The 25817-nt window shown below is 69.5% G+C and carries 21 protein-coding genes; 12 read left to right on the top strand and 9 right to left on the bottom strand.

Translation table 11 applies throughout. The annotated features are described in order from the left end of the window. Positions 1 to 77 precede the first annotated feature (77 nt). From H4F98_RS13885 to H4F98_RS13875, 3 genes are all read left to right on the top strand, one after another. Positions 78 to 986, top strand: coding sequence for a helix-turn-helix domain-containing protein (locus tag H4F98_RS13885; RefSeq protein WP_182688433.1), 909 nt, complete (start codon positions 78 to 80; stop codon positions 984 to 986). A gap of 50 nt (positions 987 to 1036) precedes the next feature. Further along, a complete protein-coding gene (locus H4F98_RS13880) occupies positions 1037 to 3910 on the top strand; it encodes a TonB-dependent receptor plug domain-containing protein (protein WP_246373223.1) in 2874 nt (957 codons plus the stop codon). Between the two features lie 127 nt (positions 3911 to 4037). Next, on the top strand, positions 4038 to 5030 hold the full coding sequence (locus H4F98_RS13875) for an aspartyl/asparaginyl beta-hydroxylase domain-containing protein (protein ID WP_182688432.1): 993 nt from the start codon (positions 4038 to 4040) through the stop codon (positions 5028 to 5030). Positions 5031 to 5138: 108 nt separating this feature from the next. Here the strand turns inward: H4F98_RS13875 and ppa are convergent, their stop codons facing one another. From ppa to H4F98_RS13860, 3 genes are all read right to left on the bottom strand, one after another. Beyond that, complete coding sequence (gene ppa / locus H4F98_RS13870; RefSeq protein ID WP_141516786.1) at positions 5139 to 5693, bottom strand: inorganic diphosphatase; 555 nt, start codon at positions 5691 to 5693, stop codon at positions 5139 to 5141. A 176-nt stretch (positions 5694 to 5869) separates the two neighbouring features. Continuing rightward, complete coding sequence (locus H4F98_RS13865) at positions 5870 to 7396, bottom strand: mechanosensitive ion channel (protein ID WP_182688431.1); 1527 nt, start codon at positions 7394 to 7396, stop codon at positions 5870 to 5872. A 210-nt stretch (positions 7397 to 7606) separates the two neighbouring features. Continuing rightward, a complete protein-coding gene (locus H4F98_RS13860; RefSeq protein WP_182688430.1) occupies positions 7607 to 9634 on the bottom strand; it encodes a sodium-translocating pyrophosphatase in 2028 nt (675 codons plus the stop codon). A 267-nt stretch (positions 9635 to 9901) separates the two neighbouring features. Here H4F98_RS13860 and H4F98_RS13855 point away from each other — a divergent pair, with 267 nt between their 5' ends. Continuing rightward, positions 9902 to 10405: a hypothetical protein gene (locus H4F98_RS13855; RefSeq protein WP_182688487.1), complete on the top strand. Its 504-nt coding sequence runs from the start codon at positions 9902 to 9904 to the stop codon at positions 10403 to 10405. A 199-nt stretch (positions 10406 to 10604) separates the two neighbouring features. Here the strand turns inward: H4F98_RS13855 and H4F98_RS13850 are convergent, their stop codons facing one another. Continuing rightward, positions 10605 to 11861, bottom strand: a complete 1257-nt coding sequence (locus H4F98_RS13850; RefSeq protein ID WP_182688429.1) for a 6-phosphofructokinase — start codon at positions 11859 to 11861, stop codon at positions 10605 to 10607. A 212-nt stretch (positions 11862 to 12073) separates the two neighbouring features. On the opposite strand from H4F98_RS13850, the gene H4F98_RS13845 reads away from it, so the two are divergent. From H4F98_RS13845 to H4F98_RS13835, 3 genes are all read left to right on the top strand, one after another. After that, positions 12074 to 12652: an adenylate kinase gene (locus H4F98_RS13845; protein WP_182688428.1), complete on the top strand. Its 579-nt coding sequence runs from the start codon at positions 12074 to 12076 to the stop codon at positions 12650 to 12652. Positions 12653 to 12733: 81 nt separating this feature from the next. After that, a complete protein-coding gene (mpl, locus tag H4F98_RS13840) occupies positions 12734 to 14131 on the top strand; it encodes a UDP-N-acetylmuramate:L-alanyl-gamma-D-glutamyl-meso-diaminopimelate ligase (protein ID WP_182688427.1) in 1398 nt (465 codons plus the stop codon). Positions 14132 to 14202: 71 nt separating this feature from the next. Then, complete coding sequence (locus H4F98_RS13835; protein WP_343064774.1) at positions 14203 to 14793, top strand: LON peptidase substrate-binding domain-containing protein; 591 nt, start codon at positions 14203 to 14205, stop codon at positions 14791 to 14793. On the opposite strand, the gene H4F98_RS13830 is transcribed toward H4F98_RS13835, so the two are convergent. Next, positions 14782 to 16797, bottom strand: a complete 2016-nt coding sequence (locus tag H4F98_RS13830; protein ID WP_182688425.1) for a bifunctional DedA family/phosphatase PAP2 family protein — start codon at positions 16795 to 16797, stop codon at positions 14782 to 14784. The genes H4F98_RS13835 and H4F98_RS13830 overlap by 12 nt on opposite strands. 101 nt (positions 16798 to 16898) lie before the next feature. Between H4F98_RS13830 and H4F98_RS13825 the strand changes: the two genes are divergently transcribed. The 3 genes from H4F98_RS13825 (at position 16899) to H4F98_RS13815 (ending at position 18906) form a co-directional block, all read left to right on the top strand. After that, entirely contained in the window at positions 16899 to 17549 is a 651-nt protein-coding gene (locus tag H4F98_RS13825; protein WP_182688424.1) for a protein kinase family protein, read from the top strand. A 75-nt stretch (positions 17550 to 17624) separates the two neighbouring features. Beyond that, positions 17625 to 18440, top strand: coding sequence for an SDR family oxidoreductase (locus H4F98_RS13820; protein ID WP_182688423.1), 816 nt, complete (start codon positions 17625 to 17627; stop codon positions 18438 to 18440). A gap of 46 nt (positions 18441 to 18486) precedes the next feature. Next, positions 18487 to 18906, top strand: coding sequence for a VOC family protein (locus H4F98_RS13815; protein WP_182688422.1), 420 nt, complete (start codon positions 18487 to 18489; stop codon positions 18904 to 18906). 1484 nt (positions 18907 to 20390) lie between these two features. Here the strand turns inward: H4F98_RS13815 and H4F98_RS13810 are convergent. After that, positions 20391 to 21263: an ion transporter gene (locus tag H4F98_RS13810; RefSeq protein ID WP_182688421.1), complete on the bottom strand. Its 873-nt coding sequence runs from the start codon at positions 21261 to 21263 to the stop codon at positions 20391 to 20393. 90 nt (positions 21264 to 21353) lie between these two features. On the opposite strand from H4F98_RS13810, the gene H4F98_RS13805 reads away from it, so the two are divergent. Continuing rightward, a complete protein-coding gene (locus H4F98_RS13805) occupies positions 21354 to 22580 on the top strand; it encodes an acetylornithine/succinylornithine family transaminase (protein ID WP_182688420.1) in 1227 nt (408 codons plus the stop codon). Positions 22581 to 22610: 30 nt separating this feature from the next. On the opposite strand, the gene hemL is transcribed toward H4F98_RS13805, so the two are convergent. Together hemL and thiE are read right to left on the bottom strand one after the other, a co-directional pair. After that, positions 22611 to 23897, bottom strand: a complete 1287-nt coding sequence (hemL, locus tag H4F98_RS13800) for a glutamate-1-semialdehyde 2,1-aminomutase (RefSeq protein WP_182688419.1) — start codon at positions 23895 to 23897, stop codon at positions 22611 to 22613. Beyond that, positions 23894 to 24553 carry a thiamine phosphate synthase gene (gene thiE, locus H4F98_RS13795; protein ID WP_182688418.1) on the bottom strand — a complete coding sequence of 220 codons (660 nt, stop codon included), beginning with the start codon at positions 24551 to 24553 and terminating at the stop codon, positions 23894 to 23896. Before thiE ends, hemL begins: the two co-directional genes overlap by 4 nt. 78 nt (positions 24554 to 24631) lie before the next feature. Between thiE and H4F98_RS13790 the strand changes: the two genes are divergently transcribed. Continuing rightward, positions 24632 to 24823, top strand: coding sequence for a rubredoxin (locus H4F98_RS13790; RefSeq protein WP_141516802.1), 192 nt, complete (start codon positions 24632 to 24634; stop codon positions 24821 to 24823). Between the two features lie 17 nt (positions 24824 to 24840). Here the strand turns inward: H4F98_RS13790 and H4F98_RS13785 are convergent, their stop codons facing one another. Then, complete coding sequence (locus H4F98_RS13785) at positions 24841 to 25317, bottom strand: DUF192 domain-containing protein (protein WP_182688417.1); 477 nt, start codon at positions 25315 to 25317, stop codon at positions 24841 to 24843. Positions 25318 to 25817 lie beyond the last annotated feature (500 nt).

The following is a 25817-nucleotide window of genomic DNA, read 5'->3' as shown; positions in this document are numbered from 1 at the left end:
GTCTCCGCCTTTCGTCAGGACTTCATGCCGGACTCGGGCAACCCTCCCGCCACTCTCAGCAAATACAGGGTGGACGGATGGAACAGGTGCTTTGGGCCGACCGTGGCCAATCAGTGCAGTCGGAGGCGCCCGAGGGCACCTCGAGCAGCAGCTGTATCGGCGTTTCGCGCCTGGGCAGCGCGCAGTTGTCCGGTAATCAGTTCTCGGTCTGGATCCAGCTGCGCGGCAGCGCCTGGGTCGAGGCGAAGGAAGGCCGCTTCAGGCTCCGTCGCGGTCAGTGGATCGCCCTGGAGAAGGACTCCCGACCCACCGTGCAAACCGACGCGCATGGCCTGTGCATCGGGCTGAGCCTCTCGGCCGAGGCATTGCAGGCCATCGCCCGGTTCACCGATTGCGGGCTTTACGCCGGCCGCGGCCGCATCAGCGCCCGCGAAGCCCGTACGGCGCTGTCCCTGTGGCGGGCGGTGGTCGCGCGCGCCGCCAGCCATGGCGCGATCGACATGGCCGCGCTGCGGCCGATGCTCATGCAGCTCACCGGCTTCCAGCGGCACATCGCCGCGCGCGTGTCCCGCTGCCCCGGACGCTCGGGCACGCGCAAGCGCCAGGTCTTCAGTCGCCTGCAGCGCGCCCATCTCTATCTGGAGGGCAACTGCGACCGCGTGGTGCGGATCAGCGAGCTGGCCGAGCTGACCAGCTTCTCCAGCTGGTACTTCTCCAAGACCTTCCATGGCCTCTACGACGAAAGCCCGCAGGCCGCCGCCGCACGCATGCGCCTGGAGCAGGCGGCCGACCTGCTGGTCAACACCTCGATGATGGTCGGCGAAGTCGCCGCCGCGAGCGGTTTCGACAACTGCTGCAGCTTCGCCCGCGCGTTCCGTGCGCGTTACGGCATGTCGGCCAGCCGCTACCGCACCGAAGCATCTAGGCCCGATTCGGCAAAGTTTCCCGACGTGGCGCGCAAAGCAGCCTGGCGGACCGGGACGTAACGTGGCGAGGCGTTTAACACGCCCATAACGATAATTTTGGAGAGAGATAGATGAACCAACTGCGTAACGCCATGCGCGTCGGCTTGCTGCCGGCCAGCATCGCCCTCGCACTGACTCCGGTCGTCGCGGCAGCCCAGGACGCCGACGCCGGCGCCGAGGCCACCACGCTCGATCGCATCGAAGTCACCGGCTCGCGCATCCGCCAGGTGGACCTCGAGACCGCCGCACCGGTGCTGTCGATCAGCCGCCAGGACATCGAACAGCAGGGTTTCAACTCTGTCGCCGACATCCTTCAGAACATCTCGGCGGTGGGCTCGCCGGCCATCAGCCGCACCTCGCCTCTGTCCTCGGGTGAAGCCGTCGGCGGCCAGTACATCGACCTGCGCAACCTCGGTGCCAACCGCACCCTGATCCTGGTCAACGGCAAGCGTCTGGGCATCACCAACGACGGCCTGCAGGACGTTGCTTCGATCCCGACCGCGATGGTCGAGCGCATCGAGGTCCTGAAGGACGGCGCGTCGACGATCTACGGTTCCGACGCCATCGCCGGCGTGATCAACATCATCACCCGCAAGAACTTCGAAGGCGCCGAAGCCAACGCCTACATCAGCCAGTACGACCAGGGCGACGGCGAGCGCCAGCAGTACAGCTTCGTGGTTGGCCAGACCGGTGACCGCGGCTCGGTGACCCTGGGTGTCGAGTACACCAAGGAAGACCCCGTGTGGGCGCGCGACCGCTGGTTCAGCCGCAACCGTTTCCCGACCGGCGAGAAGTCCGACCCGCGTCCGGGCGGCCTGTCCTCGATCAGCCAGTACGGCACCCTGTATGACGCCGCCGGCAACGCCTGGACCCTGATCCGCGACGGCCAGGACCGCGACGCCAGCGATTTCTCCAACTACCGTCCGTACGACGCCGCCCTCGACAGCACCAACCCGTCGCTGGCCTCGACCGTGTACTCGGGCATCGAGCGCAAGTCGGTGTTCGCCAACGCGAGCTTCGACATCAGCGAGAACGTCCGCTTCGAGAGCGACGTGCTGTTCACCGACCGCGACTCGTTCGCGCAGAACGCCGGTTACCCGCTGCGCTCCAACGCATTCGACGGCATCACCATGTCCGCCGACAGCGTCTATAACCCGCTGCCGGGCCAGGAAGTCACCTACTGGCGTCGTGGCTGGGAAGTGCCGCGCGAAGTGCGCAATAGCCTCACCACCTACCGCTTCACGGGCTCGCTGATCGGCGCGTTCGAGATCGGCGACAAGTTCTGGGACTGGGATGCAGGCTATCTGTACAACCAGAACAAGGGCACCCAGATCAGCACCGGCAACTTCAGCCTGTCGGCTGTCGGCGCCGCCGTGGGGCCGTCGTTCATCAACGCGCAGGGCGTCGCCCAGTGCGGTACCGCCGCCAACCCGATCCCGCTGGGCTTCGGCCCGGGCGCCTGCACCCCCTGGAACCCGCTGGTTCCGGACGGCGTGACTGGCCAGGGTGGCCTCGCCGACCAGGCCGTGCAGGACTTCCTGTACCTGCCGGGCCAGGCGCTGTCGGAAACCACCACCAAGTCCTACTTCGCCAACCTCAGCGGCTCGCTGTTCAGCCTGCCCGCCGGTGACGTCGGCCTGGCGGTCGGCGTCGAGCACCGCGAGGAAAGCGGTTACTTCTCGCCGGACGCGCTGGCCCAGACCGGTACCTCCACCGACCTGGCCGCCGGCCCGACCGGTGGTGGCTACAAGCTCGACGAAGTCTTCGCCGAGCTGCTCGTGCCGGTGCTCGCCGACATGCCGTTCGCGCAGGAGCTGAACCTCAGCCTTGCCAGCCGCTACTCGGACTACGACACCTTCGGCGACACCATCAACAGCAAGTTCGGCTTCACCTGGAAGCCGATCGACTCGGTGCTGGTCCGCGGCACCTGGTCGGAAGGCTTCCGCGCCCCGACCGTGGCTGATCTGTACGGTGGCATCTCGCAGAGCTTCGAGTACTACACCGATCCGTGCGACACCTCGTTCGGTTCCGTCGGTGGCAGCGCCGCCTGTCTGGCCGACGTGCCGGCCGGCTACCGCCAGCCCGCCAGCGATCCGGACGGCCTGGCCGATGGCCCGGGTACGCAGACCCCGACCCCGTTCCTCTCCGGTTCGAACCCGAACCTGAGCCCGGAAACCTCGGAGTCCAAGACCCTGGGCGTCGTCTGGAGCCCCGGCTTCGCCGAAGGCCTGAACATGTCGCTCGACTGGTGGAACATCCGCATCGACAACACGATCGTCGCCGACGATCCGACCACGATGCTGGACGACTGCTACGTCCGCGGCATCACCTCGCGCTGCCAGGGTCCGGACACCTTCACGCGTGATCCGATCACCGGCGAGATCACCTCGCTGTCGTTTGGCGGCCGCAACGCCGGCTTCCAGGAGACCGAAGGCTACGACTTCGACCTGAACTACAAGATGGACACCAGCTACGGTCGCTTCGGCCTGGCATGGATGACCACCTACGTCAGCAAGAACGAGCTGAAGGTCGACAACCTGGAAGGCGCTCCGTCGCAGCAGAACGGCTTCGGTGGCAACTTCCGCGTCCGCTCGAATGCCAGCATCAACTGGCAGATGGGCGACTGGTCGGCCACCTGGGGCATGCGTTACTACTCGGGCGTCAAGGAGTCGTGCTACTTCGACGACCGTTGCAGCCTGCCGAACTACTCGGCGCCGGAAACGCAGGGCAACATCACCCCGCTGAACGAGCTGGGCTCCAACACGTTCCACGACCTGCAGGTCAGCTGGAGCGCCCCGTGGAATGCGACCGTCGCAGTCGGCGCGAACAACGTGTTCGACCACTACGCCGCGCCGAACTACGACCAGCCGAACTCGGGCTACTCGTACTACGGCGGTTTCGACATCGGCCGCATGCTGTACCTGAAGTACCAGCAGCGCTTCTGATCCATCCGGATCGAGCTGCACCACCGTGGCCCCGAAAGGGGCCGCGGTTTTTTTTGCCCCGGCGTTTCGCAGTCGAGCCCCGCTGCCGGGCTGTGTACGATAGGCATCCCTCCACCGGGATGCCGGAATGAAGCTGCAGGTGCCCTTCATCCAGTTGCCGCTGGCCTTCGATGCCGCGACGCTGGCCCGCGAGATCGCCGCCCTCGGCGAGGCGCCGTGGCGTCCGCACCCGCAGGGGTTCGAGGGCAATTCGATGTTGCCGCTGGTCGCGGTTGACGGTGACCCCGCCAACGAGGCCTTCGCCGGCCGCATGCAGCCCACGCCCGCGCTTCGGGCCTGCCCCTACCTGTGCCAGGTCCTGGACGCCCTGGGCGTGGTGATTGGCCGCACGCGGCTCATGCGCCTGGCGGGCAACGCCGAGGTCACGCGCCACGCCGACCAGGGCTATTACTGGGCCGAGCGCATGCGCGTGCACGTGCCCGTGGTGACCCAACCAACGGTGCGCTTCGAATGCGGCGAGTCGGTGGTCAACATGGCCGCCGGCGAATGCTGGGTCTTCGACACCTGGCGGCAGCACCGGGTACTGAACGACGACAGCGCTTCGCGCATCCATCTGGTCGTCGACACCGTGGGCGGCGAAGGCTTCTGGGACCTGCTCGCCGGCGGCCGCTCGCCGGGCCACCCCGCGCCCGCCGACTGGACGGCGCGGACATGCCCGCCGGAGGCAGGGCACGTGCCGGCGCTTGCCTGCGAGCAGTCCAACGTCCCGCGCGTGATGAGCCCCTGGGAGCTCAACACCCTGTTCACCCTCCTGTTCACCGATACCGTCCCAGGCCCGCACCTGGCGCGCGTGCAGCAGCTCAGCCTGCGCTTCGTGCGCACCTGGCGCGGCTTGTGGGCGCGCCACGGCGACGCGCCGGAGGGCTTGCCGGCCTATCGCGCCGCCCTGCAGGCGTTCCTGGCCGAGGTCGCCGGCCCGGGCCAGACCCTCGGGCTTCGCAACCAGCTCAACTGGTTTGCCGCCATGCGCGCGATGATCGCCCAGGTGGCCGTCGAGGCCGAGCAGGCCGCGCCCACCGCCGATGCGGGCCAGCAGCGGATGATGGGCGACAACGCCTGAGCCGACGCGCAGGACACGCGGTGGGTACGAGGCGGGACGCCACGAACGAGAAAAGCCGCCCTGGAGCGGCTTTTCTGCATGCTGCGCGCCATCGGCGCCGGCGCGACTTCAGAACTTCGGCTTCTCTTCCTCGGCCGTGTCGTTGTAGCGCTTGATCGCGTCTTCCAGGATGGCCTTGGCTTCGACCGCATTGCCCCAGCCTTCCAGCTTGACCCACTTGCCCTTCTCCAGGTCCTTGTAGTGCTCGAAGAAGTGCCCGATGCGCTCGAGCCAGTGCTTGGACACCTGGTCGATGTCCTCGATGTGCGCGTAGCCACCGAAGATCTTCGGCTCCGGGATGGCCAGGAGCTTCTCGTCGCTGCCGGCCTCGTCGCTCATCTTCAGTACGCCGACGGGCTTGCAGCGGATCACCGAGCCGGGGACCAGCGGCAGCGGCAGGATCACCAGCACGTCGGCCGGGTCGCCGTCTCCGCACAGCGTGTGCGGGACATAGCCGTAGTTGCACGGGTAGCGCATCGGCGTGGACAGGATCCGGTCGACGAAGATCGCGCCCGAGGCCTTGTCGACCTCGTACTTGACCGGCTCGGCGTCCTTGGGGATTTCGATGATGACGTTGATCTCGTCCGGCGGGTTCTTGCCGGTGGAGACGAGGTCCAGGCCCATGCTGTAGCTCCGACTGCTGGGTTCCACGACGGCCGGGCCGGCGCGGAAGGTGAGGGGAACCGGGCATTTTACGCAGGTTGCTGTTGCGGCGCAGCAAGGGGACTGTCCTCCCCGTGAACGCCCCCGCCCGGGCCGCGCGTGGCGCGGCCCGGGCGGATGGTGGCGTCGGTCAGGGGTTACTTGCGCAGGTGGCGGTCGGCCCAGTGGTCGGCCAGGCGTCCCGCGGCGTCCCGGCCCCCAAGCCCGAAGGCCAGCGCCACCGCGACCGCGACCGCCCCCAGGACCAGGCCGAAGGCCAGGTTCACGATCTCGTCGGCGATCCCCATCGCCCGCAGGCCCATCGCCAGAACGAGGCCGAGGATGGCCACCCGGGCGATCCGCGCCATGCCGACGGCGTTGCCGGGGCTGGTGCGTTCGATGGCCTGTGCGGCGAGGTTGGCCAGCCAGTAGCCAATGACGAAGATCACCAGGCCCAGCAGCACGTTCGCGCCGAACTCGATGAAGGTCTCCAGCAGCTCGCGCACCCCGGTGAAACCGACCCGGTGGGCCGCCTCGACGGTGGCGAAGAGCATGATGAAGAACAGCGCTGTGTGGCCGCCCAGTTCCGAGAGCGTCAGCCGCGGCGCTCGGCCGATCGCCTCGGCCGTGACGGTGCCGTCGGGGCTGGCGATGAACTCGCCCTCCCGCGGCGGCGGCGCGAAGGCATGCGCCAGGCCCAGGCGTTCGGGCAGTCGGTCGAAGCCCAGGTTCGACAGCAGCCGCGTCACCAGGTCGGCGACGAAGCGCCCCAGGAACCACGCGATGATCAGGATCGCGGCAGCGGCGATGATGTTCGGGACCGCGGCCAGGAACATGTCCAGCATGTCGGTGAGCGGGCCGGAGATCGACTCGATCCGCAGGGCGTCGAGCGCCGCGATCAGGGTCGGCACGATGACCAGGATGAAGACCAGGGTGCCGCCCAGTTGCGAGAGCTTGAGGTCGCGGGTCGATTCGTTCTGCTGGCTGAAGCGGTCCACGCCGGTGGCCGACAGCAGGTTGGTCACCAGCCCGCGGACGACCTTGGCGATGATCCAGCCGACCACGCCGATCACGATCGCCGCGAAGATGTTCGGCAGCATGCCGACGAATTCGGTGGTCATCGCCGACAGCGGGACCATCAGCCCCTGGATGCCGAGTACCCCCACGATCGCCGGCAGGAACAGCAGCAGCACCAGCCAGTAGGCGACATTGCCCATGGTGTTGGACAGGGGCTGCATCTCGGCGCTCGCCGACAGCTTCTCGTCCAGGCGGGTGGCGCCCAGTGCCTTGTTGACGATGGTGCGCACGACCGTGGCGACCAGCCAGCCGACCAGCGCCAGCACGATCGCCAGCAGCGCGCGGGGCAGGTAGGTCATCACCGTGTTGGCCAGGGTCGACAAGGGCCCGGACACGCCATCCACGTTGAGTACCCCGAACATGCCGATCAGGGCCAGCAGCAGGATCGCCCAGAACACCACGCGCCCGGCGATCTTCTCGAAGTCCAGCTTCGACTCGGAGTGCGCGGCCAGCCGCTGGTTGGTGCCCAGCCTGGCGAGACCCTTGCGGGTGCCGGCGGCGGCGAGCAGGGCGACGATCCAGCCCACCAGCAGGATCGCCAGCGCCCCGAGGATGGTGGGCAGGTAGTTGCCCACGGAATTTTCGAATGACGCGAGCCACGGTTGCATCGGCCTCTCCTTCGTCATGAATGGATGGCAGGAATGCAGGACTTCAGCTTCCCGAAGAAGCTTCACGATGCCGCACGGCTCGTGAACACAGTGTCCAGCCCTCGTGGATGCCGGGGGAGGCACAGTGCCGGAACGAACGACCCCCGCCGGGGCGGGGGTCGTGGGTCGAAGGGGCCGCACCTGGCGGGGCGGCCCGCTTGCCGGCTCAAGTCACAGCAGCGGGACCATCAGCAGGGCCACGATGTTGATGATCTTGATGAGCGGGTTGATCGCCGGCCCCGCGGTGTCCTTGTAGGGGTCGCCCACGGTGTCGCCGGTCACCGCGGCCTTGTGGGCCTCGCTGCCCTTGCCACCGTGGTGGCCGTCCTCGATGTACTTCTTGGCGTTGTCCCATGCGCCGCCGCCGGTGGTCATCGAGATCGCGACGAAGATGCCGGTCACGATGGTGCCGATCAGCAGGCCGCCCAGCGCCTTCGGCCCCAGCAGCAGGCCGACCACGACGGGGACGGCCACCGGCAGAAGCGAAGGCACGATCATTTCCTTGATCGCCGAACGGGTCAGCATGTCGACCGCCTTGTCGTACTCCGGCTTGCCGGTGCCCTCCATGATGCCGGCGATGTCCCGGAACTGGCGTCGCACTTCCTCCACGACCGCACCGGCCGCGCGGCCGACGGCCTCCATCGCCATCGCGCCGAACAGGTAGGGGATCAGGCCACCGATCAGCAGGCCGATGATCACGTAGTGGTCGGACAGGTCGAAGGTGAACACCTCGCCCGGGTTGCTCGCCTGCAGGTTGTGGGTGTAGTCGGCGAACAGCACCAGGGCCGCGAGCGCCGCCGAGCCGATCGCATACCCCTTGGTCACCGCCTTGGTGGTGTTGCCCACTGCGTCGAGCGGGTCGGTGATGTCGCGCACCTCCGACGGCAGCTCGGCCATCTCGGCGATGCCGCCGGCGTTGTCGGTGATCGGGCCGTAGGCGTCGAGCGCGACGATCATGCCCGCCATCGACAACATCGCCGTGGCCGCGATGGCGATGCCGTACAGGCCGGCCAGTGCGTGGCAGCCCCAGATCGCCAGGCACACCGCGACCACCGGCATCGCGGTCGACTTCATCGACACGCCCAGGCCGGCGATGATGTTGGTGCCGTGGCCGGTGGTCGAGGCGGACGCGACGTGCTGCACCGGCTTGTACTGGGTGCCGGTGTAGTACTCGGTGATCCACACGATCGCACCGGTCAGCGCCAGGCCGACGAGCGCGCAGTAATACAGGTTCATCGCGCCGTGCGCGTTGTCGCCCATCAGCGCGGTGGTGATCGGGTAGAAGGCGATCGCCGCCAGCACCGCGGAGATGATGACGCCCTTGTACAACGCGCCCATGATCGAGCCGCCGGCCTTCACCTTGACGAAGAACGCGCCGACGATCGAAGCGATGATCGAGGCCCCGCCCAGCACCAGCGGATACAGCACGCCATTGGCGCCCACTTCGCTGGCCATCAGCTGGCCCAGCAGCATCGTCGCGATGACGGTGACCGCATAGGTCTCGAACAGGTCGGCCGCCATGCCGGCGCAGTCGCCGACGTTGTCGCCGACGTTGTCGGCGATCACCGCGGGATTACGCGGGTCGTCCTCCGGGATCCCGGCCTCGACCTTGCCCACGAGGTCGGCACCCACGTCCGCGCCCTTGGTGAAGATGCCGCCGCCCAGGCGCGCGAAGATCGAGATCAGCGAGGAACCGAAGGCCAGGCCGACCAGCGCGTGCAGCGCGGGTTCGCCATAGATGCCCATGTGGCCCAGCACCGCCCAGTAGCCGGCGACGCCCAGCAGGCCCAGGCCGACCACCAGCATGCCGGTGATGGCCCCGCCGCGGAAGGCGACGTCCATCGCCGGGCCCATGCCCTTGCGCGCGGCCTCGGCGGTGCGGACGTTGGCCTTCACCGACACGTTCATGCCGATGTAGCCCGCCGCGCCCGACAGGATCGCACCGAGCGCGAAGCCGATCGCGGTGGTCCAGCCGAGCGTGAAGCCGATCACCAGCAACAACACGGCGCCGGCCACGGCGATCGTCATGTACTGGCGGTTGAGGTAAGCGCGCGCACCTTCCTGGATCGCCGAGGCGATCTGTTGCATGCGTTCGTTGCCCGCAGGTTGGACGCCGATCCAGCGCGCCGAGATGATCCCGTACAGGATCGCGATGACGGCGCAGCCCAGCGCCATGGTCAAACCGTACTGCTCCAGCATGAACCCCTCCCCGGATAACGAGTGGACTTACGTGGAATTTCGGATGTTGGGTCTCGAGTTTTTCGGCGTTGCGGGAACGCCTCTCGGCGGCCGGTGGGGGCAACGGCCCGACTATCGCACAGGTTGGCCGCCGCGCGCTGCCACGTGGGCGACGCTATGGCGCGAAAGCGCGCCCGGTCGGGCTCGTGACCGGGCGTTCAGAGGGCGTCTGCGAGCCTGAGCGCGTCCACGCAGGAGAGCAGGAGAGTCCCCATGCCGATCCGAACCATGCTGTGCCTGGCGCTGGCGGCCCTGCCGCCGTCCGCCGTCCTCGCCGGGGAACCGGCCCCGGAGATCGAGCGCCCGGTCGCGCCGCCGCAGGCCGTGGGCGCGGTCCACTCCCTGCGCACGATCCCCGAGGCCTGCGCGCGGATCGAAGGCGTCTTCACCGGCGATGCCGCCGAGCCCTATCGCTTCGCGGTGGTGAAGACGAGTCCCAACTGCCAGCCGCGCGCGCGCTTCGTCGACGCCGCCAAGGCAAAACCGGACGCCGCGGGCGGGTGGATCTTCAACGACGTCATCCGCATTCCCAGTGCCGCCTGTCCCGGCCAGCAGGCGGTGGTGAAGCTGTGGCGCAAGCCGGCGGCAGTGGCGCCGCCCGAACTGGACGCGCAGGGCCGCTCGCGCATCTACCTGCAGGACTCCGACAAGACCCGCGCTGCGGCCGCGGACAAGGTGCCGATGTTCGCCGCGGCGATGTCGGTGGAAGGCGAGGCCTGCGCTGCGCGATAGGTCCGGCCATGCCGCGCGCGCAGCAGGCGGCTGGAGGAATATCCGCCGCGCACGGCCAGCCTGGAGTTCGACCTCGACGCGGCGATGCGGCAGTTGACGCCTGACGGCGATTGAACCCGCGGGCCGGTCCTGCCGGTCGTACCGCATGGAGAGGGCCCGCCGCATGGCGGGCCCGTCGCCGCGGGCGTGGCGGCGCGGCTCAGCCCGTCCAGTGCGGCAGCTTGCGCTTCACCGAAACGTTCTTCAGCGACACGTACTTCGGCAGCCCGTCGCGGCCGTACGGCGGTGGTGCCTCGCCTCGCACCAGCGGCTCGAGGTAGCGGCGTGCCGCGGCCGTGATGCCGTAGCCGTCGCGGCGGATGAAGCCGGCCGGCATCTTCTTCTCGTGGTTGGCGACCTTCTCCAGCGGCGCGGCCTCGATCTTCCAGCGGTAAGGCGCGTCGGCGCTGCGCACGATCACCGGCATCACCGCGTTCATGCCCGCCAGCGCGTACTCCACCGCCTTGCGCCCGACCGCCTGGGCCTGGTCCAGGTCGGTCGCCGAGGCGAGGTGGCGGGCCGAGCGCTGCAGGTAGTCGGGCAGGGTCCAGTGCACCTTCAGGCCCAACGCATCCTTGACCCGGCCGGCCAGGAACGAGGCCACCCCGCCGAGCTGGGTATGGCCGAAGGAGTCCTTGCCCCCGCCGGCATCGGCGACGAAACGGCCCTCCGCGGTCTGGATGCCTTCGCTGGCGACGACCACGCAATAACCGACCCGCTCGACGGTGGCCTTCACCCGGGCCAGGAAGTCGGCCTCGTCGTAGGGTCGCTCGGGGAACAGGATCAGGTGAGGGGCCTGGTCGCGACCGTCGCCGGCAAGGCCGGCGGCCGCGGCCAGCCAGCCGGCATGGCGGCCCATCGCCTCGTAGACGAACACCTTGGTCGAGGTCTCGGCCATCGCCGCGACATCCAGCGCCGCTTCGCGGACCGAGACGGCGGTGTACTTGGCGGCCGACCCGAAGCCCGGGCAGCAGTCGGTCACGGCCAGGTCGTTGTCGACCGTCTTGGGCACGCCGATGCAGGCCAGCGGATAGTCGAACGCCGCCGCCAGGCGCGACACCTTCAGCGCGGTGTCGGCCGAGTCGTTGCCGCCGTTGTAGAGGAAGTAGCGGACGTCGTGCGCGCGCAGCACGTCCAGCAGGCGCTCGTAGCGGGCGCGATCGGCCTCGAGCGACTTCAGTTTGACCCGGCAGGAGCCGAAGGCCCCGCCGGGGGTGTGGGCCAGCGCCCGGATCGCGGCCAGGGGCTCGCGCGAGGTGTCGATCAGGTCCTCGGCGAGCGCGCCCAGGATGCCGTTGCGGGCGGCGAGCACCTTGACCCGCCGGGCGCGGGCGGTCTGGATCACCGCCGAGGCGGTGGCATTGATGACGGCGGTGACGCCGCCGGACTGGGCGTAAAGCAGGGTGCCTTGGGCCATGGGGCTCTCCGTGCGCTGGAAAGGGGCGGGGCCGGACCGGGCGGAGTTCTCGTCCATTGGGCGGATTTGCCCGGACAATGCCCGGAAATGCCGCCCGGATGCGGTAAGCTGGACACCGTTTCGCCCGGCCGGGCGGGTCGTGCGCTCCAGTGTAGCGCCACCGCGGCGGCACCATGCGGGCCCGCTTTTCCGTCTTTTGTGGAGCGATGTTGATGCGATTGGTACTTCTGGGCGCGCCGGGTTCCGGCAAGGGGACGCAGGCGGCCCGCCTCAAGGATCACCTCCAGGTGCCCCACATTTCCACCGGCGACCTGCTGCGCGCCGAAGTCGCCGCCGGCAGCAAGCTGGGCCTGGAGGCCCAGGAAGTCATGGCCCGCGGCCAGCTGGTCAGCGACGCCATCCTGCTGGGCATGCTCGAGGACCGCTTCTCGCGCCCGGACACCGCCAACGGCTTCATCCTCGACGGCTACCCGCGCAACCTGGCCCAGGCCGACGCCCTGGACACCCTGCTCAAGCGGATCGGCCAGCCGATGGAGGCCGCCGTCCAGCTCGAGGTCCCGACCGAGCTGCTGGTCGAGCGCATCGCCGGCCGCGCCGCCGCCGAGGGCCGGGCCGACGACACGCCCGAGTCGGTGCGCACGCGCCTGGGCGTCTACAACGAGCAGACCGCGCCGGTGATCGAGTTCTTCCGCCAGCACGGCCAGCTGACCGTGGTCGACGGGGTGGGGTCGATGGACGAGGTCTTCACCCGCATCATCGAAGCGATCGAGCCCGTCCGCGAGGTCGGCTGAGTCCCATCGCGGTGCGCGCGGTGCCGTCCCGGACACCGCGCCAGCGCGCAGTCCGCCGCCGGGCGCACGGATCGTAGACGCATGAAACTGCACATCCTCGGCATCGCCGGCACCTTCATGGGCGGTGTCGCCGCGCTGGCCCGCGAGCTCGGCCACGAGGTCGAAGGCAGCGACCAGTCGGTGTATCCGCCGATGTCGACCCAGCTCGAGCAGCTCGGCATCGCGCTGCGCCAGGGCTACCTGCCCGGCAACATTTCCGACGACTGCGACGAGATCGTGGTCGGCAATGCCCTCTCGCGCGGCAATCCGGCCGTGGAGCAGGTGCTCGACGACGGGCGACGCTACATTTCCGGCGCCCAGTGGCTGAGCGAGCGGGTCCTGCCCGGGCGCGACACCCTCGCCGTCGCCGGTACCCACGGCAAGACCACCACGACCACCATCCTGACCTACCTGCTACAGGCGGCGGGGCGTGCGCCCGGCTTCCTGATCGGCGGCGTCGCCGAGGATTTCGGCGTGTCCGCCAGGCTGGGCGGTGGGCCGCCGGCCGAAGCGTCGTCCGATGCGGCGCGCCCCCTGTTCGTGGTGGAAGCCGACGAGTACGACACCGCCTTCTTCGACAAGCGCAGCAAGTTCGTGCACTACCGGCCGCTGGTCGCGATCCTCAACAACCTCGAGTTCGACCACGCCGACATCTTCCCCGACGTGGCCGCGATCCAGCGCCAGTTCCACCACCTGGTGCGGACCGTGCCGCGACGCGGGCGCCTGGTGGTGAACGGCGAGGATCCGCGCCTCGCCGAAGTCCTCTCGATGGGCTGCTGGACCCCCGTCGAACGCTTCGGCCTGGAGGGCGACGACTTGGACTGGACCGCCCGCCTGCTGGCAGCGGACGGCAGCGCCTTCACCGTGGTCCATCGCGGACAGGTCCTGGGCGACGTCCACTGGCCCCTGCTGGGCCGGCACAACGTGATGAACGCGCTGGCGTCCCTGGCCGCCTGCGCCGCGGTCGGCGTCGACGTGGCCCGACTGCTGCCGACCTTGTCGGGTTTCCGCAGCGTGAAGCGCCGCATGGAACACCTGGGCGAAGCACGGGGGATCACCGTCTACGACGACTTCGCCCACCACCCCACCGCGATACGGACCACGCTCGAAGGCCTGCGGGCCCGGGTGGGCGGCGCGCGCATCGTGGTGGCGATGGAGCCGCGCAGCAATTCCATGCGCCTGGGCGCGCATGCGCAGGCGCTCGCGCCCTCGCTCGACGGCGCCGACGCGGTCGTGTTCCTGCATCGGCCCGAGCTGGCCTGGGACGCGGCCCGGGTGGTGGCCCAGGTGCGTGGCGACGCGGTGGCCGCCGCCGACGTCGACGCCCTCGTCGAGGCCCTCGTCCAGCGCACGCGCGAAGGCGACCACGTGGTGTTCATGTCCAACGGCGGCTTCGACGGCGCACCGCGCCGCTTCCTCGCCCGGCTGCGCGGCGACTGAGGCCGCCTCGCACGCCCGCAACGGGCCCGCAACGGGATGACGCCGCGAGGCTGATGCGTAACACTGGGCGCGTGTCTAAGCCGCCGCTGCCCGTCGAATCGCTGCCGCTGTTCCCGCTGCACGCCGTGCTCCTGCCCGGTGCGGCGATGAGCCTGCGCGTGTTCGAGCCGCGCTACCTCGACCTGGTCCGCGAATGCGGCCGCAACGGACACGGCTTCGGCATCTGCCTGATCATCGACGGCGAAGAGGTGGGGGCGGTCGCCTCCGCCGCGGCCTATGGCACCGAAGCGGTGGTCGAGGACTTCGGCACCGGCGACGACGGCCTGTTGGTCCTGCATGTCCGGGGCGGGCGCCGCTTCCACGTGCACCGCGTGCGCGTGCGCGACAACGGCCTCCAGGTCGCCGACGTGAGCTGGTGCGCCGCCGATGCGGTCGAGCCGCTGCAGCCGGAGCATGGCCTGCTGGCGACCCTGCTGCACGAGGTCATCGACAAGGTCGGCGGCGAGCACGCACAGGCCGACGAGTCGCGCTTCGACGACGCCGCCTGGGTCGGCTGGCGGCTCGCGGAAATGCTGCCGCTCGAGAACCCCCAGCGCCAGGTGCTGCTGCAGACGCAGGATCCGCACGAACGCCTGCAGCAGGTCCTCGCGCTACTGCCCTGATGGGTCCGCCACGGTGTGCAGGCGCAGCACCGGCAGGCCGGTGTCGGGGTGCACGGCCTCGGCCTGCTCGAAGCCCGCGAGGGCCTTGCGGACGGCGGCGAAGGCCTCGCCCTCGTCCGGCTCCGGGCGCCACAGCGCGAACAGGTCGAAGGGCCGTGCCAGGTACAGGCGCTGGGTCGCGCCCAGCCACAGCGGCGTGCCGTCGTCGAGTGCGGCGGGGGCCGGCCACAGGCGCAGGGCCAGCATGCGCGGCGCCTGGCCCGGCTCCGCGGGCAGGGCGCGCACCATCAGCAACGACTCGGCCTGGGCGTCGAGCGTCGCCGGCAGCACCGGTTGCGCCTGCGCCGGGGTGTCGTCGTCGAGCAGGCCCACGGTCGCGGTCCAGTCGGCCTGCGGCTGCACCCGCCAGCCCTGGGCTTCCAGCGCAAGCTGCAGTGGGGCCAGCGGGCCGGCCACCTGCAGGTCGAGCGTCCAGCGGCGGCGCACGTCGCGTTCGTCGCGCTGGGCCGGCAGGGTCTGCCAGTCCTCGCGCCACCAGTCCGCGTCGCTGACGATCCGCAGCGGTTCCACTGTCTGGAACTTGGCCAGCAGGCCGTCGGCCGCACGCGGCGCGTGCCAGGCGGCCGCGGCGAGGAAGCTGCCGTAGAACATCCACGCCAGCGGCCGCATCCAGAACGAGCGCGCCTGGTGGCTGCGATAGGCCAGTCCGAGCACCAGCAGCCAGACGATGCCGAACAGGGTGCCACCGACGATATCGCTCAGCCAGTGCGCGCCCAGGTAGAGCCGCGCGAAACCGATCAGGGTGGTGGCGACGCCGGCCACCAGGTACGGCCAGACGCGCTTGCGCCCCGGCAGCTCGCGCGCGATCAGGACCGCGAAGAAGCCGAACACCACCGTGGCCATCGTCACCGAGACCGAGGGGAAGCCGAAACCGGCCGGTGCGGTGGGCGGTCGCGGCATGTCGATCGCCGCCTCCAGCAGTGCGGTCAGGACCAGGCCGAAGACGATCGCCGCGATCCAGTGCGCGGCGGCCATCCAGCGTCGCCGCCAGACCAGGTAGACCAGCGGCACGGCCGCGGCCGTGCCCAGCACCGGCAGCTCGCCCAGGCTCGCCAGCGCCGCCATCATCCGGTCGGCCAGCGGGTTGCGCAGGCTCCACATGAACGTGTGCACGCTGTGGTCCAGCGGCAGCGGCCCACCGCTGGCGAACAGCGTGGCCAGCAGCGAGAACCAGATCCAGCTGATCGCCAGCAGGCACAGCGCGAGGATTACCAGCGAAGGCGACTCGGGCCGGTTGGGATCGACCAGCGCGGTGGCATAGCGGCCCAGTCGCGGGTGCCGGCGGAACCAGTCCAGTGCCCGCGCCAGCCATTTGTCGGCGTGCATCGCCGACCAGCGCCAGGTGTAGAGCACGATGGCCCACACCAGGCCCAGCGCGACCAGGAGCACGCCGAACACGATGGCGAGGCGGTCGGCGACCGCGGCGACGGCCTCGTAGGACGCGCCCAGGATCCAGCCCGGCGCGAGGAACAGCGCGGCCCAGCCGACGCAGGCCACCAGGCTGGGCAGCAGGTAGCGGGGGAAGGGCATGTGCAGCATGCCGGCGATCGCCGGCACGAAAGGCCGCACCGCACCGACGAAGCGGGCGATGAAGATGCTCTTGACCCCGTGTCGCCGGAACATCGATTCGCTGCGCTCCAGCCATTGCGGATAGCGCGAGAACGGCCAGCGCTGGCGCAGCTGTGGCCCCCAGAGCCGGCCGACCCAGTAGCTCAGCGCATCCCCGAGCAGGGCGCCCAGGGCGGCGGCGGCGAGCGCATAGGGCCCGTTGATGTGCCCCAGCCCGACCATGGCACCGACGGCGAACAGCAGTGGCAGGGCCGGGACGACGATACCCAGGATCACCAGGGCGTCGCAGAACGCGATCAGGAAGATCAACGCGCCGGCGGCGGTGGGGTGTGCCGCGATCCAGGCGGTCGCGTTTTCGATCCAGGCCGATTCCATCGCGGAATTATGGGGGACGATCGGCCTTCGCGCCCATGCATGACGGCACGGTCATGGCCATCGGCCGGGCCAAACGCGGCCGAGCGCCCTAGAATCGCGCCATGTCGATCGAAGTTTCCGCCCTCAAGTCCGACAGTTTCGGCCGCATCGCGCTGATGCGGGACGAGTCCGGGCTGTTCGTCCGCCGCGACCTCGCCCACGTGCCGCTGTGGCTGCGCCTGCCGGCCTGGTGGCTGGCCCGGCGCGAGGCCGCCGCCCTGCGTGCCGTGGTCGGGCTGGACGCCGTGCCGCAGCTGCGTGCCTGGAACGGACGTTGCCTGGACCGCAGCTTCATGGCCGGCGCGGCGATGTACCAGCGGCCGCCGCGTGGCGACCTGGCTTACTTCCGCCGGGCCCGGCGCCTGTTGCAGGGCCTGCACCGCCACGGGATCGCGCACAACGACCTGGCCAAGGAAGCCAACTGGCTCGTGCTCGAGGATGGCGCGCCGGCGATCATCGATTTCCAGCTGGCCGTCCGCGGCCGGCCGCGCTCGCGCTGGATGCGCCTGCTTGCGCGGGAGGACCTGCGCCACCTGCTCAAGCACAAGCGGACCTACTGCCCCGAGGCCATCACCCCGGTCGAGCAGCGGCTGCTCAAGCGCCGCTCATGGCTGCGCGAGGCCTGGTTCGCCACCGGCAAGCCGGTCTACCGGTTCGTCACCCGTCGCATCCTCCACTGGGAGGACAATGAAGGCCAGGGGCCCAAGCCCTGAAGCCAGCGCGTCGAGATGCCTTCCTGGCGTCCCGCGATACCCTTCAGTCCATTCACCCCACAATCGTCACTCCCAATGAGCCTGAGCGGAAAGACCCTGTTCATCACCGGCGCATCGCGCGGCATCGGCCGTGCCATCGCCCTGCGCGCCGCCCGCGACGGCGCCAACATCGCCGTCGTGGCCAAGTCCGGCGTGCCCAACCCCAAGCTGCCGGGCACCATCCACAGCGTGGCGGCGGAGGTCGAGGCCGCCGGCGGCCAGGCGCTCGCCCTGCAGTGCGACATCCGCGAGGAAGACCAGGTGCGCGCGGCGGTCGCCGCCACGGTCGACGCCTTCGGCGGCGTGGACATCCTGGTCAACAACGCGAGCGCGATCTGGCTGCGCGGTGCGCTCGACACCCCGATGAAGCGCTTCGACCTGATGCAGGAGGTCAACGCCCGCGGCAGTTTCCTGTGCGCGCAGGCCTGCCTGCCGCACCTGCTCGAGGCGCCCAACCCGCACGTCCTGACGCTGGCCCCGCCGCCGTCGCTCGACCCCAAGTGGTGGGGACCCCACACCGCCTACACCCTGGCGAAGATGGGCATGAGCTTCGTCACCCTGGGCCTGGCGGCGGAATTCGGTCCGCGCGGGGTGGCGATCAACGCCCTGTGGCCGCGCACGCTGATCGCCACCGATGCGCTCAACATGATCCCCGGCGTCGACACCGCGAACGCCCGAACGCCGGCCATCATGGGCGATGCCGCCCATGCGGTGCTGACGCGCCCGGCCGAAGGTTTCAGCGGCCGCTTCCTGATCGACGACGAAGTACTGGCCGAGGCCGGCGTCGAGGACTTCGACGCGTATGCGGTCGACCCCGCCAAGCCGTTGCTGCCCGACCTGTTCCTCGACTGACCCGGCGCGCCACCCGCGCGCCCCTGCAAGGAGTCCACCCTTCCCCATGAAATACCTGCACACCATGGTCCGCGTCCGCGACCTCGACGCGTCGATGAAGTTCTTCTGCGAGGGCCTCGGCCTGGTCGAGAACCGCCGCAAGGACTATCCCGAAGGTCGCTTCACCCTGGTCTACCTGGGGGCGCCGGAGAATCCGGAGGCCGAGGTCGAGCTGACCTGGAACCACGACGACGAGGCTTATACCGGCGGCCGCAATTTCGGCCACCTGGCCTTTGCCGTCGACGACATCTACGCGACCTGCCAACACCTGCAGGACATGGGCGTCACCATCAACCGCCCACCCCGCGATGGACGCATGGCCTTCGTGCGCTCGCCCGACGGCATCTCGGTCGAACTCCTGCAGAAGGGCGCCAGCCTCGCGCCGGCCGAACCCTGGGCCTCGATGGGCAACACCGGCAGCTGGTAGCCGCCGCGACGCGCTCGCTCCATTGCCACGACCGGTGCCAGCGCCTGGGGGACCGTGGCCGCGGCGAATCCGTAGGGTGCGATGAACAAAACGCATTGCGCCGCGCAAGGTCGCGCACTGAGCGAGACCGATCATGCGTGGTGGTCGTGAGCGATGCTGGGTGCCCCCTCCGGCTCGACCCACCCGAGGCGACGTCGCAGTTCACGTAGCCCGGGTAAGCGAAGCGCACCCGGGGCTAGGTATGGGTGCAGGCTCGCAGGGGGCAATAACTCGTAGGGTGCAATAAGCGCAGCGCATTGCACCGCGCAAGGTCGCGCATTGAGCGAGGCTGACGTGCGCCGCGCCTCCGCAGTCAATCGACGGGACCGCTTCGAACACCGCAGGAAAGGCTGCGCGAAGCAAAGCCCATAGTGCGTCGTGGCCGGCAGCGGCGACGGTGGGTTTCGCCTTTGGCTCTACCCACCTACGAAGGCGACATGGCAAAGGCTGGATCCCAGCGTTCGCTGGGATGACGGCTTGGGCGCGATCGTAGGATGGGTAGCGCGAAGCAAAACCCATCATGCGTCTTGCACGAAATTTCGCGACGGTGGGTTTCGCCTTTGGCTCTACCCACCCTACGGTGATGGCGCAGCCGCCCCCATCCGGCGACCCCACAAATCGTCATCCCAGCGAACGCTGGGATCCAGCTTTTGGCGAGGCTGGTAAGTCTACCCCCGGCCCGGGCGCCAGCGCCCGGGCGTTCGTGGCCGCGCGAACCGGTGGTTCGCAAGCCGCGCCCCCTCACCCCTGCCCAGCGCAGCGCGCTGGGCGTTCGGCAAGACCGCGCGGCAGTGCCGCGCAAGCGGTCTTCCATCGGCTTCGCCTCTGGAGCCGTTGCGGGCTCGCGCTTCGCGCTGGTTTCTACCCCCGGCCCGGGCGCCAGCGCCCGGGCGTTCGTGGACTCGCGAACCGGTGGTTCGCAAGCCGCGCCCCCTCACCCCGGCCCAGCGCAGCGCGCTGGGCGTTCGGCAAGACCGCGCGGCAGTGCCGCGCAAGCGGTCGCCCATCGGCTTCGCCTCTGGAGCCGTTGCGGGCTCGCGCTTCGCGCTGGTTTCTATCCCCGGCCCGGGCGCCAGCGCCCGGGCGTTCGTGGACGCGCGAACCGGTGGTTCGCAAGCCGCGTCCCCTCACCCCAGCCCAGCGCGGCGCGCTGGGCGTTCGGCAAGACCGCGCGGCTGTGCCGCGCAAGCGGTCTTCCATCGGCTTCGCCTCTGGAGCCGTTGCGGGCTCGCGCTTCGCGCTCACCACGCAACCCCCTGCCCAGCGCAGCGCGCTGGGCGTTCGGCAAGACCGCGCGGCAGTGCCGCGCAAACGGTCTTCCATCGGCTTCGCCTCTGGGGCCGTTGCGGGCTCGCGCTTCGCGCTCACCACGCAACCCCCTGCCCAGCGCAGCGCGCTGGGCGTTCGGCAAGACCGCGCGGCAGTGCCGCGCAAACGGTCTTGCCTCACCCCATCGGGGCGTGGAGGGGGGTGCCGCAGTGGCGGCAGTGCAGGGCGTCGGGGTCGTGGCCCTCCAGCCCGCATTCCTGGCATCCGCGCGAATCGTGATGGTCGCCGCCGCCGGAGGCTTCGCGCAGGCTGCTGGCCAGTTCGGCGGTGTAGATGCCGGTGGGCACGGCGATCACGCTGTAGCCGATCAGGATCAGGATCGAGGCGATGAAGCGGCCCACCACGGTCTCAGGCGAGATGTCGCCGTAGCCCACCGTCGACATCGTCACGATGGCCCAGTACATGCCGGTCGGGATGCTGGCGAATCCATGCTCGGGTCCTTCGATGATGTACATCAGCGCGCCGAAGATCACCACCACGGTGAGGATGGCGCAGATGAACACGAAGATCTTGCGCCGGCTACGCCACAGCGCCTTCACCAGCACGCCGCCTTCTTCGACGTACTGCGTGAGCTTGAGGATGCGGAACAGCCGCAGGATGCGCAGGATCCGCACCACCAGCAGGCTCTGGCTGCCAGGGAGCAACAGCGACAGGTAGGTCGGCAGGATCGACAGCAGGTCGATGATGCCCCAGATACTCAGGGCATAGCGTAGCGGTCGCCTCACCACCGCCAGCCGCAGCACGTACTCGGCGGTGAACAACAGGGTGAACGCCCACTCCACCAGGTACATGGCCTTCGCATGCCGGGCATGGATGTGCGGCACGCTGTCGACCATGATCACCAATACGCTGGCGAAGATCGCGAAGATCAACAGCAGGTCGAAGTTGCGCGACGGCGGCGTGTCGTGCCGGTAGATGATGTCGAACCAGCGCCGGCGCCAGCCGGTCTCGGTCGCGGGATTGAGTTGGGGCGTGAACAGCAGGCGCATGGGACCCTCCGGCCCCGGATTGTGCCGCATTCGGCCCTCCAATCGGCGAGAATGCACCTCCATCCATCCCTTCGCCGGTCCCACGACACCATGAGTACCGCCAACGACGCCCTCTGCGCCCTCGCCGACGACTTCTACGTGCCGGTCTACCGCCCGCGCCGGATCGTCCTCGACCGCGGGCAGGGTTCGCGCATCCACGACCTTGACGGCCGCGAGTACGTCGACTTCGGCGGCGGCATCGCCGTCAATGCGCTGGGCCATGCCCACCCGGCACTCGTCGAGGCGTTGACCGCACAGGCGGGGCGGCTCTGGCACACCAGCAACGTCTTCGTCAGCGCGCCGCCGCTCGAGCTGGCGCGCGACCTGGTCGAGGCCAGTGGCTTCGCACGCCGCGTGTTCCTGTGCAACTCGGGCGCCGAGGCCAATGAAGCGGCGATCAAGCTCGCGCGCAAGTGGGCGACCGGCGAGGGCCGGGCGCCCGAGCGCCGTGTCATCCTGACCTTCAAGGGCAGCTTCCACGGCCGCACCCTGGCGACCGTGACCGCGACCGCGCAGCCCAAGTACCAGGAGGGCTTCGAGCCACTGCCCGGTGGCTTCCGCTACTGCGACTTCAACGACCTCGCCGCCGCCGAGGCCGCGATGGCCGCCGGCGACGTCTGCGCGGTGCTGGTCGAGCCGGTGCAGGGCGAGGGCGGAGTGATGCCGGCGACAACGGCATTCCTGCAGGGCCTGCGCGCGCTGTGCGACCGCCACGGCGCCCTGCTCATGCTCGACGAGATCCAGTGCGGCATGGGCCGTACCGGCCGCCTGTTCGCCTGCGAAGGCTATGGCGTCGTGCCCGATGTCCTGACCCTGGCCAAGGCATTGGGCGGCGGCATGCCGATCGGTGCGATGCTGGCCGGTCCGCGCGTCAGCGAGACGCTTACCTTCGGTGCCCACGGCACCACGTTCGGCGGCAACCCGCTGGCCGCCGCCGTGGCGCGCGTGGTGCTGCGCGAGCTGTCGTCGGACGCGATCCTCGCCAACGTGTCGCGGCAGGCCGATGCGATCCGGGCCTCGTTGTCGCGCATCGACGCGGAGCTGGGCCTGTTCGGCGAGGTCCGCGGGCGTGGCCTGATGATCGGTGCGCCCCTGCGACCGGCCCACGCCGGCAAGGCCGCCGCGATCCTGGACCTGTGCGTCGCCCATGGCCTGCTGTTGCTGCAAGCGGGGCCGGACGTACTGCGTTTCGTGCCGGCCTTGAACATCGGCGACGCCGATGTCGCCGAGGGCATGCAGCGCCTGCATGCGGCGCTGCGCGATTACGCCGCCGCCTGACCGCTGCGGCGGCGTCGGGCGCGCCCGGCCTCAACCCATGTCGCTGAAGACCGAGCGCGCGGCCTTGACCGTGTGCGCGATCTCGGCGTCGCCGTGCGCGCTGGACATGAAGCCGGCTTCGAAGGCCGACGGCGCGAGGTACACGCCGCGCTCGAGCATGCCGTGGAAGAAGCGCTTGAACTTCGCGGCGTCCGACGCCTTGGCGTCCTCGAAGGTCTCGACCGGACCTTCGCGGAAGTACAGCCCGAACATGCCCGGCGCCCGCGTGGTGTGGAAGGCGACGTTGGCTTCCCGCGCCGCTGCTTCCAGGCCATCGCACAGCTGGTGGGTGCGCCGCTCGAGTTCGTCGTGGAAGCCCGGCTCGCGGATCAGCGCCAGCGTCGCCAGGCCGGCGGCCATGGCCACGGGATTGCCGCTCAGCGTGCCGGCCTGGTAGATCGGGCCGCTGGGCGCCACCTGCGCCATGTACTCGCGCTTGCCGCCGTAGGCCCCCACCGGCATGCCGCCTCCGATGATCTTGCCGAAGGTGCTCAGGTCGGGGGTGATGCCGTAGCGTGCCTGCGCGCCGCCCAGCGCCACGCGGAAGCCGGTCATGACCTCGTCGAAGATCAGCAATGCCCCGTGTCGCGTGCACAGCTCGCGCAGGTGCTGCAGGTAGCCGTCGCGGGGCAGGATGCAGTTGGCGTTGCCGACGATCGGCTCGATGATCAGGCCGGCGATCTCATCGCCGGTCGCCTCGAACAGCGCGCTGGCGGCCTCGAAATCGTTGTAGGGGATCGTCGTCGTCAGGTCCGCCAGCGCGTCGGGAACGCCCGGCGAGTTGGGCAGGCCGAGCGTCATCACGCCGCTGCCGGCCTTGACCAGGAAGCTGTCGCCATGCCCGTGGTAGCAGCCCTCGAACTTCACGATCCGCGTGCGCCCGGTGACGCCGCGCGCGACGCGGATCGCCGACAGCGTCGCCTCGGTGCCCGAGTTGACCATGCGCACCATCTCGCAGCTGGGCACGATGTGGGTGATGGCTTCGGCCATCTCCACTTCCAGCGCGTTGGGCACGCCGAAGCTGAGTCCGTCGCGCATGGTCGTTTCCACCGCCGCGAGCACCTCCGGGCGCGCATGGCCGGCGACCATCGGGCCCCAGGACCCGACATAGTCGATGTAGCGGTTGCCATCCACGTCGAACAGGTAGGCGCCCTCGGCGCGCTGCGCGAAGAACGGCTCGCCACCGACCGACTTGAACGCGCGCACCGGCGAATTGACGCCGCCCGGGATCAGGTCCTGGGCGCGGGTGAAAAGGGCGTGCGAGCGGTTCTGGTTCATGGCGTGGTTCCGTGGGGGAGCGGGGAAGGCGTACGGTCGAAGCAGGCGCGATAGGCGCGGGCCGCCGCGGCCGGATCGGGCGCATCGAACACGCCGCTGATCACCGCCAGGAGATCGGCCCCGGCGTCGACCAGGGAGGAGGCATTGTCCGGGGTGATGCCGCCGATGGCCACTCGCGGCACGCCCAGCGATGCCGCCGCCGCGAGCAGGGCGGGGCTGGCGCGGCGCGCGCCGGGCTTGGTCGGCGACGGGAAGAACGCGCCGAAGGCCACGTAGCTGGCGCCCGCCGCGACCGCGCGCCGCGCAAGGGCCAGGTCGTCGTAGCACGAGGCGCCCAGCAGGGCGTCCGCGGGCAGGGCGGCCCGCGCGGCGGCGATGTCGCCGTCGTCCTCGCCCAGGTGCACGCCGTCGGCGCCGATCTCCGCCGCCAGCCGCCAGTCGTCGTTGACGATCAGTGGCACGCCGCGCGCGTGGCACAGCGGCAGCAGCGCCAGTGCCTGTTCCCGCCGGTCCCGGGCGCTGGCCGTCTTGTTGCGGTACTGCAGCCAGGCGGCGCCGGCATCCAGTACGTCCTGCGCGCGGGACACCAGGCGTGCACTGTCGATTTCGTCAGGTGTGATGGCATACAGGCCGTGCGCCGGCCAGGGCGGTTTCATGCGAGGCTTCCTCCTGCCCGTGCCCCGCAAAGTGGGACATGGGACAATACGAACTTCATTCCAGACCATTATCCGCCCATGTCCGACACAGCAGTGACCGCGCCCTACCGCACCTGGATGTGCGTTGTCTGCGGCTTCATCTACGACGAAGCCGAGGGTTTGCCGGAAGAGGGCATCGCCCCCGGCACGCGCTGGGCCGATGTACCCGACACCTGGACCTGCCCCGATTGCGGCGTGACCAAGGACGATTTCGAGATGGTCGAGGCCTGAGGCCCCGGGAAAGCGGTTCAGTCCGCTTTCTGGATGTCCGGCCCGAAGACCATTTCCATGCCGTCGCGCAGGCCCAGTCGCGCTGCCTCGCCGGCATTGAGCTCGAGCACGTAGCGCGCCGGCGCGCTGCTGGGGTAGGGCGGACAGCCATTGCCGAGCGAGCAGGGCGGTACGTCGCGCTGCTGGGAGACCAGTCGTCGCTCGTCGTCGAAGTACAGGATGTCCAGCGCGATCCGTGTGTTCTTCATCCAGTAGGCCTGCATCGCCTCGCTCTCGTGGATGAAGAGCATGCCGTGGTCGGCCGGCATCTCGTCGCGGAACATCAGGCCGCGGGCCCGCTCGGCGTCGTCGTTCGCCACTTCGACCGCATAGCGCGTGCCCGCGATCTCGACCCACAGGCCGCCACCGCTGGCGCAGCCGGGCAACGACGCGCAGCACAGCAGCAAGAGCAGCAGCGCCGGGCGGAAACGGAGTGACGGCGAAAAGGCGTTCATGGGATGGCTCGACCAGGGGGTGGAGCGACCTTCCGGCAGGCGACCGGCAAGGTCAAGGCCCGTCCGCCGGGACGGGGCGAAAAAAAAGCTTCCCAAAGTGTTTGTGAGTGTGCACAATGCGCGCCCCGCTGCCGGGTAAGAGTGAAGGCGTCGGGGGTGTGTTGGAGGCGGTTGTCGGGAAGCGGTTGACGGTCCCGGGAGTTGCTGTAAGATGCGCGGCCCGCTGCCGGGACGAGTAGGATGAACGGCGCGGGGGTTTCGGGAAAAAGTCGTTTCGAAAGGTGTTGACGGCCCTGAAATCTGCTGTAAGATGTGCGGCTCCCTCGGGCACTTTGGTGACGAGGCGGAACGCGGCGCTGAGGCCGGTTCCGAAGATCTTTGACAGTGTGCGCAGGTGACTTGTGCGGCCGTCTGGCGGGTGGATAGTTGTCCATCGCAGACGTCCGAACAGGAACCAAGTCAATTCAAATGCATGCAAATGCAAGCGATGTAATTTGGGA

It is taken from the genome of Marilutibacter spongiae, from assembly GCF_014145325.1.
Classification (GTDB): Bacteria; Pseudomonadota; Gammaproteobacteria; order Xanthomonadales; family Xanthomonadaceae; genus Marilutibacter; species Marilutibacter spongiae.
Note: the sequence above shows the minus strand (reverse complement) of the source record. Positions and strands in the feature narration are given on the sequence as shown.